General features: G+C 40.7%; 9 protein-coding genes. All 9 read left to right on the top strand.

Features of this window, described 5'->3' with window-relative positions; genetic code table 11:
• The first annotated feature begins 30 nt into the window (after positions 1-30).
• The 9 genes from LC608_RS24025 (at position 31) to LC608_RS23985 (ending at position 12971) form a co-directional block, all read left to right on the top strand.
• Positions 31-2259 carry a polysaccharide biosynthesis tyrosine autokinase gene (locus tag LC608_RS24025; RefSeq protein ID WP_229555969.1) on the top strand — a complete coding sequence of 743 codons (2229 nt, stop codon included), beginning with the start codon at positions 31-33 and terminating at the stop codon, positions 2257-2259.
• A 797-nt stretch (positions 2260-3056) separates the two neighbouring features.
• Positions 3057-3776, top strand: a complete 720-nt coding sequence (hepC, locus tag LC608_RS24020; RefSeq protein WP_229555968.1) for a heterocyst development glycosyltransferase HepC — start codon at positions 3057-3059, stop codon at positions 3774-3776.
• Between the two features lie 95 nt (positions 3777-3871).
• Entirely contained in the window at positions 3872-5713 is a 1842-nt protein-coding gene (gene hepA / locus LC608_RS24015; RefSeq protein WP_229555967.1) for a heterocyst formation ABC transporter subunit HepA, read from the top strand.
• 118 nt (positions 5714-5831) lie between these two features.
• Positions 5832-6671, top strand: coding sequence for a hypothetical protein (locus LC608_RS24010; protein WP_229555966.1), 840 nt, complete (start codon positions 5832-5834; stop codon positions 6669-6671).
• A 68-nt stretch (positions 6672-6739) separates the two neighbouring features.
• On the top strand, positions 6740-7942 hold the full coding sequence (locus LC608_RS24005) for a glycosyltransferase family 4 protein (protein WP_229555965.1): 1203 nt from the start codon (positions 6740-6742) through the stop codon (positions 7940-7942).
• Positions 7943-8004: 62 nt separating this feature from the next.
• The gene (locus tag LC608_RS24000) at positions 8005-8997 is read left to right on the top strand and encodes a glycosyltransferase family 2 protein (protein ID WP_229555964.1); all 993 of its coding nucleotides are present in this window, start codon (positions 8005-8007) and stop codon (positions 8995-8997) included.
• A gap of 265 nt (positions 8998-9262) precedes the next feature.
• Positions 9263-10486, top strand: a complete 1224-nt coding sequence (locus LC608_RS23995; RefSeq protein WP_229555963.1) for a glycosyltransferase family 4 protein — start codon at positions 9263-9265, stop codon at positions 10484-10486.
• On the top strand, positions 10404-11348 hold the full coding sequence (locus LC608_RS23990; protein WP_229555962.1) for a glycosyltransferase family 2 protein: 945 nt from the start codon (positions 10404-10406) through the stop codon (positions 11346-11348). Before LC608_RS23995 ends, LC608_RS23990 begins: the two co-directional genes overlap by 83 nt.
• A 174-nt stretch (positions 11349-11522) precedes the next feature.
• Entirely contained in the window at positions 11523-12971 is a 1449-nt protein-coding gene (locus LC608_RS23985; RefSeq protein ID WP_229555961.1) for an O-antigen ligase domain-containing protein, read from the top strand.
• Positions 12972-12981 lie beyond the last annotated feature (10 nt).

Raw genomic sequence — 12981 nt, 5'->3', positions numbered from 1 at the left:
GCGTAAGTCTTGAAGACAAGGATAATAAAAGTGGTTCAAACTAGTCTAAATCCTCATATAGCTCCAGCTTCGGAAACTGAACCAAGCTACGGACAATTGTTTGCCGTATTTGTGCGAAGATTTCCTTGGTTCCTAGCAGTATTAATTACTTCTATTGCTATTGCAGGCATGGTAACTTTTAAAACCAAGCCAACTTATAAAAGTTCTATGCAACTGCTAGTAGAACCTAACTATCAAGGTAAAAAAGAAGGTGCGGGGATAGACAATCAGTTTACTGACTCTGATGTTGTGATAGATACTGCGACTCAGCTTAACTTGATGCAGAGTTCGGGACTTATCCAAAAAGCAGTTGATAAACTTCAGTCTGATTATCCAGATATAAGTGCAGGTGAAATTAAAACTTCTTTGGTCTTAACTCAATTAAGGAGCAAAGAAGATAATGTCGCTACTAAAATATTTCAAGTTGAATACACTGCTGGAGATCCAGAAAAAACACAAAAAGTTCTGGATGCAATTCGACAAGTTTATGTGGAATATAACAAACAACAACAGAATTCGCGGTTACAAAAAGGTCTGCAAATTATCAGGGAACAGTTAAGTAAAGCCAGTGAAGAAGTAAACGCGGCTGAGACAAATTTACAAAGGTTCCGCAGAAATCAGAACTTAATTGATCCAGAGTCACAGGCTAAAGCGATTGAGACAGCTTTAAATAATATTGCCCAAGAAAGACAGACAACTCGTGCCCAGTATGGCGAAGCATTAGCACGCCAAAAATCTTTAGAAGAACAACTTAACCGTTCTCCTCAAAATGCTCTAGTTGCTTCTCGTCTGAGTCAATCTACTCGCTATCAAGGCTTACTAAACGAAATCCAAAAAAGCGAACTGGCACTAGCACAAGAACGCTTACGTTTTACAGATAAAACTCCGAGTGTGCAGAAGCTCAAAGAACAGCTTCAGAGTCAGAAGGAATTATTGCAACAAGAAGTAGGAAGAACTTTAGGCGGAAAATCTGCTGGTGCATTCACGAATGGAGACTCTCTTCTCGAAAAAGGGCAACTCGGTCAAATTGATCTCAGCCTTGCTGGTCAGCTAGTGGAAACACAGACAAATATAGTTGCTTTAACTGCTCGCGATCAAACTTTGGCCCAGAAAGAAAACGAGCTACGTTTTGAAATCAAACGCTTCCCGCCTCTTTTAGCTTATTACAATCGGATGCTACCGCAGTTGCAATTTAGCCGTGAAAGGTTAGAGCAGCTTTTAAGAGCAGAACAGCAATTGCGGCAAGAACTTTCCAAGGGTGGATTTAATTGGGAAGTTGTGGAAGAACCTCAAAAAGGCGGACAATTAGGCCCCAATCTTCAACAGAACTTGCTGTTAGGTGCTGTGGTTGGGTTTATGTTAGGTGGCATTACTGCCTTTATTCGAGAATCGGCTGATGATGCAGTTCACACCACTGCTGAGTTAGAGAAGCAAATGGCCATGCCGTTGTTGGGAACAACTCCCAAATTACCGCCAGCCAAACCCAGAGAATCAATGATCAAGTTACCCTTTGGTAAGCCAGAAGTTCTCGCCCCCTGGACAATTCAGGTACTGCAATCTCCACCGCGTTGGGAATCGCTGGATCTGATTTACAAAAACATTGAACTTTTAAATACTGTTGCTAACTTAAAATCTTTGATGATTACCTCAGCTTTACCTGATGAGGGTAAATCAGCTTTGGCGTTAGGTTTGGCGATGAGTGCTGCCCGTTTACACAAAAGGGTACTGCTGATTGATGCCAATTTACGCGATCCCAGTCTGCATGAACAGTTGAATCTTCCTAATGAACAGGGGCTTTCAACTCTATTGGCTAGTGATGCAACCCTACCCAACCAGATTAGTCTTCAATACTCAGGTTCCGCCTACATCGATATTTTGACAGCTGGCCCCAGACCTGCTGACCCAGCTAATCTGTTGAGTTCCCCTCGGATGATGGAATTAATGGCAGCATTTGAGGAAAACTATGACTTGGTACTCATAGATGCTTCCCCAGTTCTCGGTTTAGTGGATGCTATGCTCACCGCATCATCTTGTCGTAGCGTGGTCATGGTGGCAAGTATTGGGATTGTGACGCGAAGTCAGCTTAATCAAGCTACAGCGATGCTGAGTAAGTTAAATCTGATTGGGGTTGTAGCTAATGGGGTATCAAACTCTAGTAGTAATTACGTACCTTATATCAAACAACAGCAATTAGCTCTGCGTCAAGCTGTAGAAAAATAGCTAGTACGGCGACGAAAGATCCCCGACTTTTCTAAGAGGTTGTTTGGAAAGTCGTTAAGTATACTAAAAACCCCGCTTCCATTCCTCTCCCCGAAAGGTCGAGAGGCTTTGAATTCCCCCTTCCCGCATCGGGAAGGGGGTCAGGGGGTTAGGTCTTTAATGATTTTGATGTTTCGCATAATACTTTTCAAGCATCCTCTAAGAAGTTAGGGATCTATTCATATTAAATGCAACACGTAGGATAGCACAGCTGTGCTATCCTACATTTTTTTGAACAAAATTTAATTTTATTGCAATCAGGAAAAAATCAGTATATTTATGCTAACTTTATGGGTTATCAAAGAAATCACTGGCTCTTTAAAGAGTAAATAAAGAATTTATTTAAGCGATCGCTATTTCTACATACTCTTATATTCTAGAGATTAAAGCACCTTCATAAAGGCTAGAAGACAACAGGGGACTGGTTTTGTTAAATATATCGATACAATCAACACCTCAGTGCAATTAAACGTCGATATAGATTCATGGGTAATTTACCTCTACACTTTTCTACTGTCAGTAGTTACCGGAAAATACTGATTCCTCATGAATATTGATAGTAACGTTGATTTGTTCACCTCTACACCAGCAGAATTCTGCACAATGTGTGCTTGGCTGAGTGGCAAATAGCGATAACATATTTTGCCCTCAATTATCTCCAACTTTTTGGAGTGACAACAATTCGGATTTGGGTCTTTGGCATTGATAGCCTTTGATAACGCCTCAGCAATTCACTCCTGTATAAACCCAAAGACATTATGACAACTTCAATAATTCCAACTCTAGAGAATTTATATGATGTAACCCAGGAACACCAAGATAATCGTGGGTACTGCACACTCCAGTGGCGACGGGGTAAGCTGTTGGTGAAGCCGCTTGGACAAGTGAAACAACCATATCTGCCTTCATTAAATAGTAAGCGATCGCTAGTAGAATGCTTACAACATTCTCCTGTAAGTTTGGTAAGCATAGATCCCAAACTGGGTGAGGCTTTGCTCAGGTTTTGGGCAGATGCATGTGAAGAAGCTCAAAAGCCAATATTCGTAGGCATATCTGCTAGCAATAAACTGCCTAAGCAACCCTTGAGACAAGTACAGCGACTAATTGATTGGATTGCTGCTTTGGTGTTGCTGCTATTAGTAAGTCCAGTCATGTTGGGATTGCTTGTGTTAATGCAGGTTTACTCGCCAGGGTCACTTTTTTGCCGTGAGTGGCGGGTTGGAGAACGGGGTAAGCTGTTTCGGGCAATGAGGTTTCGCACGCAAAACACCACAGCGCTAGGGCGTTGGATGGGTAAATACAGCCTTGATAATCTGCCCCAGTTATTTAACGTGCTACGGGGTGACATGAGTTTGACCGGATCTCGTTGTTGGACTTTAGAAGATGCAGTACAGCTAAATAAATTACCAGAAATTAAAGCTTCGTGGGAAGTAGAAGCACAGTCTCACCTGTTACATCTAGATAGCCAAACACTGTAATTTATCTGTGCGGTAACTGATGGTTTCATCTACCGCACTGAGGCTAAAGCACTATAGCGGTCTATCTACCTTGCCAAACTATTATTATAAAATCCATGCATTCCCAACTTCCTCAAAAACTTCGTAGTTTGCTTAAAGCTTCTAGCTTTTGGCAAGACAACTATTTGCTATTGCGAGAATTTAAACACTTTCGCAAGATTGTAATTTTAGCTTTGATATTCTCAATTCTGGCGGCAACTTTTGAAGGTGTAAGTATTGGTTTTTTACTTTCCTTTTTACAAAGCTTAACTAGTCCCAACGCTCAACCTGTCCAAACAGGAATAGAATGGTTTGATAATTTAGTATTGGGAGCTAATTCATCGGCAATTAATCGTCTGTACCGAGTATCTTTGCTGATTTTATTCAGTACTTGGTTACGTGTTGCCTTCAATTACTTTGGACAAGTTTATACTGAATTATCTCAACTGCATTTTGGCGATCGCTTACGTAAGCAAATTTTTGAACAGTTACAATCCTTATCGTTAAGTTACTTTGCCAAAACTCGTTCTGGTGAACTAATTAACACAATAACCACAGAAATTGAAAGGATAAGACAGGGTTTCAGTGGCGCAGCCTTTTTAATAACTAGGGGAATCACAACTCTTGTCTACTTAATATCAATGTTTTTGATATCATGGCAACTGACTGTGATTTCAGCATTACTATTTACACTTTTAGGTGTAGGTTTATCTAATCTGAATGCCAGAGTCAGAGAATCAAGTTTTGGCATGACAACTGCTAATGCTAATTTTACATCAACAGCCATAGAATTTATTAATGGCATTCGCACGGTTCATTCCTGTGGTACTCAAGAATTTGAGCGCCAACGTTATTACAAAGCTAGCGACAAGGTAGTAAGTACTACAACTAAAGTTGTATTCACTTGGACACTTGTAAAACCAATTGCCGAAGGGGTAGCTACTACGGTGTTGGTGGGAATGATTATTTTGGCATTCACTAGCCTGGTTAGTAATGGAACGCTACAAGTTGCTTCTTTGCTAACATTTTTCTTTGTGCTATTTCGCTTCATCCCCTTTGTTCAAGATATTAATGGCACGAGAGCATTTCTCAGTACTTTACATGGCTCGGCAGACAACATTAAAAATCTGCTAAAAAGTGATGATAAAAATTATTTTCAGGATGGAACACTTAAGTTTAAGGCTTTAGAAAGGGCAATAAATTTAGTATCTGTGGATTTTGGCTACGATGACAAAAATATAGTGTTGCATAATGTTACCCTAACCATTGAAAAGGGGAAAATGACTGCATTAGTTGGAGCCTCTGGCGCTGGTAAAACAACTCTTGCTGATTTAATTCCTCGCTTTTACACTGCTACCGAGGGAAATATCTATATCGATGAAATTGATATTCGGCTGTTTGAAATTAACTCTCTACGTCGTCAAATAGCTGTTGTCAGTCAAGATACTTTTATCTTCAATACTGATGTTTGGCAAAATATTGCTTACGGTACTCCCCAAGCCACTAATGAGCAAATTCAAGAAGCCGCTAAACTAGCGAATGCGCTGGAATTTATTTTAGAAATGCCCGAAGGTTTTAATACCCAATTGGGAGATCGGGGTGTTAGATTATCTGGAGGACAAAGACAGCGAATTGCTATCGCACGGGCGCTACTAAGGAACCCAGAAATTTTGATTTTGGATGAAGCAACTAGTGCTTTAGATTCTGTATCAGAGCGTTTGATTCAAGATTCATTAGAAAAGCTATCTGTGGGTAGAACAGTAATTGCGATCGCTCACCGTCTTTCTACTATTGCTAAAGCCGATAAAGTCGTAGTCTTGGAAGCAGGGCGGATAGTAGAACAGGGCAAATATCAAGAATTACTCGGACGTAAAGGCAAGCTTTGGGAATATCACCAGATGCAATACTATAACTCGTAATTCGTAATACTCGCCTCTGGGGAGAAGCAAGCTACGCAATTCGTAATTTGTAATTCACAAGCAAATTACGAATTCATTCTCCTAGCCAATTATTTATAATTTTAACCAGGAAAAATAAATGGTAAATCTAGGCTACCACACTGCTAAGATGCAGGGTAAATTTAATCGCTCCCTATATAAAGCAGCCCTTTCTCAGATTGTCAGCATTCCGATAAAACAAACTCGACAAGTTCCGGTAAGTGTCTATGCTTTTTCATGTGAACGTGATTTACCAGAACAAGTAGCAAGTATTCGCTCATTCATTCGTCATGTCGGCATTCCAGATATATTCGCTGTAGTTTCTGATGGCAGTTACACTGAGTCTAGTTGTAATTTACTCCACCGTGTCCATCCCTGCGTTAAGGTAATACCTTTACAAAACTTCCTGAGAACCGATTTACCTCAATGTGTTCATGATTATGCCCAACTGCATCCACTTGGCAAAAAGTTGTCGGCGTTAATGTCAATTCCGGTTAATGGAGCTACGATTTACACTGATTCAGATATTTTATTTTTCCCCGGCGGGATTGACTTAATTAATTTGAGTAAATCGGACGATAAATATTCTCTCTATCTACCTGATTGTTCTATATCGCTAGATGAGCGAATTATTTATAATGATTCTGAAAAGTCAAATCCAGTAAATGGTGGATTTATGTTCTTTAGGCATGAATTTGACTGGAGTTTTGCTATCGAACGTTTAGCAAATCTCCAAGAACCTCCTACTTATTTTACGGAACAAACAATTGTTCATTTGACAATGCATCACAATCATGGTAAGCCTATATGCTCAAAAAAATATGTTCTTAATGTAGAAGATCAGTTCATTTATCCAGATAAATCTGCAAGTAAAAAAATTGTTCTTAGACATTATGTGAGTGATATCAGACACAAGTTTTGGTTTAACGCTGGCATATAAGTTGATGAATTTAAGCCTCTATTTAGATGAGGAATACAAATTAGTAATAACGTAAAAAATGGTGGTTAATGCTTAACTCAATCAATAATGCCAAGCAAAATGATCAACTATTACACAGGGATATTTTTGAAGAAGACTTGATTTATCAATGCTCCAATTTTGATGTAGGTGAGGGTGGAGGTGTTGAAACTTATTTAGCTTCTCTGTTTGAACATCGACCACCTGAAGTTAGCGATCGCGTGATAAGATCGCTTAAGAATGTTGACCAAAGAAAGTTTAAGCTGCTGCACCTCCACAGCCCAGATTTGCTTTTGCAGCTTACAGGCGAGTGTCCTACGGTTTTTAGCGTTCATAATCACTCATTGTACTGTCCTAGCGGTACAAAGTATTTAGCTGGGCAGCGAACAATCTGCGATCGCAACTTCTCTTACTTAGGTTGTACCTGGGGTAAATTAGCAGATAAATGTGGTAGCCGTAGACCGTTAAAAAGTCTTAAAGAACTTCAAATTACTCATCAGTTATTAGAAGTCTTAAAAAAAGTAAAAATTACTTTTGTTGCTAATAGCGAATACGTGCGTCAAGAGTTGATTAAAAACGGTGTAAACTCTGAGCAAATTGTAACGATACATTGTGGTATCTCTATACCACAAATAACAATTGCACCCCTGAGTTTAGATATCCACCAAAATCATAGAATTTTGTTTGTTGGACGGATTGTTTCTGATAAAGGTCTGGAATGGTTGCTCAAAACCTTAATACATACAAATCCGCAAATTAAACTTGATATTGCAGGTGAAGGCTGGGAACGACCACGCTTAGAAAGGTTAGCAAATACACTCGGATTAAGTAATCGAATTACTTGGCATGGTTGGTGCGATCGCAACACATTAAATAATCTTTACGAACAGTGTTTTGCAGTCATCTTTCCTAGCGTTTGGCCTGAACCTGCCGGTCTTGTAACTCTAGAATCATATTCTCGTTATCGACCTGTAATTGGTAGTGCAGTCGGAGGAATTCCAGAATATTTGCGAGATGGAGAAACGGGTATTCTTGTTCCAGGTAATGATATCAAAAAACTGGCTGATGCTATTCATAATTTGTATGGAGATTATGAAAAAAGCCGATATATGGGCGAACAAGGTCATGCTTTATTAATGAAAGAATTTACAATGAATGCTCATGTAAATAATCTCCGAACAATTTATGCAAAAACAATAGCTGAATTTCCTTCTAGAGCGGAAAAAATATATAGCGTTTCTCAAGCGAAATAAGCTTAGTTTGGTATAAACATCAAATTGTCCATTTTTTACCTATTAAATATAAAGGAAAAAATATGTCATTGTCTCAAGAATCTCAACAGCCTTTAGTTAGCGTTATTATCCCCACCTATAATAGACCAAAGTATCTCAAGCAAGCGATCGCTAGCGCTGTTAAACAAACTTATCAAAATATCGAAATTATTGTTTCTGATAATTGTAGTCCAGAAAATCCTCAAGCACTTGTCGCATCTTTTGGTGATTCACGCATTAAATTTTGGCGACATCAGCAAAATGTGGGGATGATTGCTAATCAGCAGCATGGCTTCAAGATGGCGCGAGGTAAATATGTTGCTAGTCTTCATGATGATGATATGTGGAATGAAGATTTTTTAGCAAACCTAGTACCACCTCTAGAAGCAAATTCTGAGTTAATTCTCGCTTTTTGTGACCAATATATTATAGATGCAGATAGCATAATTAATGATGCTGGTACTGAAGAAAATACACGCGGTTACAAGCGAGACAAACTAGCAAAAGGAATTCATCAACCTTTTTACAAAATTGGATTGGTAGATAAAAGCATACCCACTGCTGCATCTTGTGTGATTCGTAATAATATTATCGATTGGGATAGTATGCCCTCAGAAGTTGGCGGAATGTGGGATTTATATTTAACTTATCTCTGTTGTATATCTGGTTACGGTGCTTACTATTATCCAGAAAGATTGACGCGATATCGTGCCCATGAGCAAACTGACACTATGCTCAGTGGTAGTCGAGATGTGCAAGCAAAAATCCGCAAAGCTAAAAGCGAAATGTTTTGTTATCAAGTCTTTATGCAAGACGCTCGTTTACAGCAATTTAAAACTTACTTTCAACAGAAATGGTTAGAAGCTAATACAACTTTGGGAATTGGTTTGCTACGAAGTGAACAGATAGCCGCAGCACGTCCTTATTTTTGGCAAACGTTGAATAAACAAAAATTTGATGTGCGAACTATAGCGGCACTAGGCCTCAGTTTTACTCCGCGTTTTTTCGGAGAAAAATTAATAGAAATTTCTAAATGATAGAGGAATAGTGTCTAAATTGTAGATTAAACTTCTTGCAAAAATCCTTGAATCACCCCTCCCCAACCCTCCCCTTCACAACGGGAGGGGGGAAGATTTCAAGTTTCCCCCCTTTATAAGGGGGGATTAAGGGGGGTCTATTCGATTTATGCAAGAGGTCTATTCTTTTAACGAACCGCAGAGACGCAGAGGACACAAAGGTAATAAAAATAAGTTTTTTACTTTGCGTCTTTGTTTTCGCTTATTTTACCAAGCAAGGTAGTATATGAAACTTTGTATTGTTACTCATAAAATCAAAAAAGGTGATGGTCAGGGGCGGGTAAATTACGAAGTAGCTCAAGAAGCAATTCGTCGTGGTCATGAATTGACATTATTGGCTAGTGAAGTCGCACCAGAACTAGAAGATAATAGTCAAGTTAATTGGATTAAAATTCCAGTCAAAGGCTATCCGACAGAATTTGTGCGGAATTTCATATTTGCCCAAAAAAGCGCAGATTGGTTACGTCAACATCGCTCTGAGATTGATTTAGTTAAAGTCAATGGAGCAATTAATCTGGCTGCGGCTGATGTGAATGCTGTACATTTTGTCCACAGTTCATGGTTGCGATCGCCTGTTCATATTTCCCGTAACCGCCGAGATTTGTATGGTTTCTATCAATGGCTATTTACAGCTTTTAATGCGCGTTGGGAAAAACAGGCTTTCCAAAAAGCGCAGGTTGTGGTGGCTGTATCCGAAAAGGTCGCCCAGGAATTAGTTAATATTGGTGTGCCGCGTTCTCGGATTCGCGTAATTATCAATGGCGTTGACTTAGAAGAGTTTGCTCCTGCTGAAAGCGTAGGCGTAGCCCAACCTAGGCATCGCCAAAAATTAGGTTTACCGGAGAATGTCACCCTAGCACTGTTCGCTGGAGATATCCGCACACCCAGAAAGAACTTAGATACAGTGCTGCACGCCTTGGCGAAAGTTCCCGATTTACATTTGGCAGTGGTGGGACACACTCAAGGTAGCCCTTTCCCAGAATTAGCAGCATCTTTAGGGTTAAGCGATCGCGTGCATTTTGTCGGATTTCGCCGTGATATCCCCCAAATTATGCAAGCAGTAGATTTATTTGTTTTTCCTTCCCGATACGAAGCTTGTAGCCTCGTATTGTTAGAAGCACTTTCTTCAGGACTGCCTGTAATTACTGCCACAGCCACCGGGGGCGGAGAGTTGGTGACACCAGAATGTGGCATCGTCTTATCCGACTCAGATGATATTGATGCTTTGGCTGTGGCGCTGATGTCTTTGGTGAGCAATCGCCCCTTGATGAAGCAAATGGGCAAAGCAGCTCGCTTTGTGGCAGAAAAACATAGCTGGACTACTATGGCACAAACTTATGTGGATCTATTCGAGGAGTTAAGCAAGAATGCGGAACACCGTTCTGATACCGACTTATCGCCGTCCACAAGACCTATCACGCTGCCTTTTGGCGCTACAGGAGCAAACTAAACCCGTCGATCAGGTGATAGTAGTTGTCCGTGACACGGATGCAGAAACTTGGCAATTTCTAGCGCAATTAAACACGCCCAATCTGCCATTGCATACTGTGAAAGTCACACAACCGGGTGTAGTAGCAGCCCTCAACGCCGGACTAGCAGCAGTGGAGGGTGATATTGTTTCCATTACTGATGATGATGCCGCACCCCACCCAGATTGGTTAGAGCGCATCGCCGCTTACTTTACCTGTGATAGTCGCCTCGGCGGACTGGGAGGGCGTGATTGGATATACCACGGCAGCAAATTAGAAGACGAATCCCGCCCAGTAGTGGGACAGTTGCAATGGTTTGGGCGAGTGATTGGCAACCATCACCTGGGAGTGGGAGAACCGCGTGAAGTCGATATTCTCAAGGGTGTAAACATGAGTTTTCGTACCCAAGCAATCGGACAATTACGCTTTGACGAGCGGATGCGCGGCACAGGAGCGCAGGTACATTTTGAAATGGCATTCACTCTGACATTAAAACGGGCTGGTTGGAAAATAATTTACGATCCTAATGTTGCTGTAGATCACTATCCGGCACAACGTTTTGATGAAGATCAGCGAAATAATTTTAATGAAATTGCCTTTATTAATTTAGTCCATAATGAAACCTTAGTTTTATTAGAGCATTTGCCATTTATCCGCCGGATTGTATTTTTATTCTGGGCAGTATTCGTGGGTACATGCGATAGCTTAGGTTTCGTCCAATGGCTGAGATTTTTACCTACACAAGGGCAGTTGGCAGGGAAAAAACTGCTGGCATCCTGGCGTGGACGTTGGCAGGGATATAAACAATTCAAAATGACGCTCTCTACGAGACGCTGCGCGTAGCTTGCTTCCACGAAGTGGTACGCTGACTCGCTAACGCTGCGTTAACAAAATTCAAAATGAATTTAATTTCTTCTTAGTTTTAGTTCGCAGTTAGAACCTGGGAATTAAGACGGGTGGACTGCTGTCTCCAGAAAGCCAGTAATCCAAAATCTAAAATCCAAAATCTAAAATTGAATGAATTCTAGACAGATACTTTTCAATAGTTTTTTGCAAGAAACCTATTCTCCCGAAGAGCGATCGCAACAGGGTTGGATGGCGATCGCAGGCTTTATATTACTGACTGTAGCTTGCTATTTTGCTGGTGCTACTGCCGCATTGCGCCTAATTTACCCAGTAACAGCTTTAGTAGTAGCCATATTTTTATACTTGCGGCATCCCATTCTCTACATCAGCTTTACCTGGTGGATCTGGTTTCTCACGCCTTTAGCTACCCGCCTGGTTGACTATCGGGTGGGCTGGGACGCTACCCGTCAGATGCTCATAGCACCATATTTGGTGGTGTTTGTCACCATCGCAACATTCTTACGACACTTTCCCCGCGCCTCGCGTCAAGGGGGCTTGCCGTTTGTTTTGGCTTTTATCGGAGTCTTCTATGGCTTTCTAATCGGTCTTATTTATAACCCACCGATCCCAGTAGCACGCGGGCTGTTAGATTGGCTCAGTCCGATTATCTTCGCTTTTCACTTATTTATAAACTGGCGAGATTATCCCAGTTATCGCCAGAACTTTCAGCGAACATTCCTTTGGTGTGTGTTGATTTTAGGAGCTTATGGCGTATATCAATTCGTCGTGGCTCCTGAATGGGATAGGTACTGGCTCATCCAATCAAAACTATTCATGAGTTCTGGAAACCCTGTACCTTTCGGAATGCGCGTCTGGAGTACATTGCACTCAGTCGGCCCTTTTGGTTCCGTTATGCAAGCTGGGTTGCTGTTGTTATTTACCAGTTCAGGAAACTTAATTTTTCCTGCTTCAGCCGTTGGTTACTTGTCCTTCCTGTTGACACAAGCACGTACTAATTGGGGAGGCTGGTTATTAGGAATAATTATGATTGTGGGTTCAGTCAAAACCCGGATTCAAATGCGCTTAATCATCATAATTGTGGTAATGGCAATTTGTGTTGTGCCATTGACAACCATCGAGCCAATTGCTGGGGTTGTAGCAGCCCGTTTACAAACTTTTTCTAATCTTGAAGAAGATAACAGTTTTAAAGATAGATCGGGAAGTTATGACAAAAATCTTGGTTTAGCCCTTTCTAATGGTCTAGGTAATGGATTAGGAAATATTTGGAAAGTTAATGAAAAAACTGGCCAAATCGAAGTGGTGGTAATTGATAGTGGCATTTTAGATATGTTTTTCACCCTTGGTTGGTTTGGAGCCATCTTTTATATGGGTGGATTAATTTTTTTAATTATTAGTGTCAGCACCTATGGTGAAGGTCGTTTCGATAGTTTTATCAGTGCTGCCCGCGCTATTGGTATCAGTTCTTCTGCACAGCTAATTATCGGTAGCGGCATGTTAAGTGTGGCAGGGATGATTCTTTGGGGATTTTTAGCTATGGCTATGGCAGGGCATAAGTATTATCAACATCAAAAAATTATGAATAAATACGAAAATATTTGACTGGATGTAA

The organism is Nostoc sp. XA010, assembly GCF_020829625.1.
In the GTDB taxonomy this organism is placed as follows: domain Bacteria; phylum Cyanobacteriota; class Cyanobacteriia; order Cyanobacteriales; family Nostocaceae; genus Nostoc.
This window is presented reverse-complemented; position numbering and strand designations above follow the sequence as displayed.

What these genes read in the sequence shown, in the direction of transcription:
- LC608_RS23995 (WP_229555963.1), top strand. Translation starts at nt 9,263, where the DNA reads ATGAAACTTTGTATTGTTACTCATAAAATCAAAAAAGGTGATGGTCAG.
- LC608_RS23985 (WP_229555961.1), top strand. Translation starts at nt 11,523, where the DNA reads ATGAATTCTAGACAGATACTTTTCAATAGTTTTTTGCAAGAAACCTAT.
- hepC (WP_229555968.1), top strand. Translation starts at nt 3,057, where the DNA reads ATGACAACTTCAATAATTCCAACTCTAGAGAATTTATATGATGTAACC.
- LC608_RS24005 (WP_229555965.1), top strand. Translation starts at nt 6,740, where the DNA reads ATGCTTAACTCAATCAATAATGCCAAGCAAAATGATCAACTATTACAC.
- LC608_RS23990 (WP_229555962.1), top strand. Translation starts at nt 10,404, where the DNA reads ATGCGGAACACCGTTCTGATACCGACTTATCGCCGTCCACAAGACCTA.
- LC608_RS24010 (WP_229555966.1), top strand. Translation starts at nt 5,832, where the DNA reads ATGGTAAATCTAGGCTACCACACTGCTAAGATGCAGGGTAAATTTAAT.
- LC608_RS24000 (WP_229555964.1), top strand. Translation starts at nt 8,005, where the DNA reads ATGTCATTGTCTCAAGAATCTCAACAGCCTTTAGTTAGCGTTATTATC.
- hepA (WP_229555967.1), top strand. Translation starts at nt 3,872, where the DNA reads ATGCATTCCCAACTTCCTCAAAAACTTCGTAGTTTGCTTAAAGCTTCT.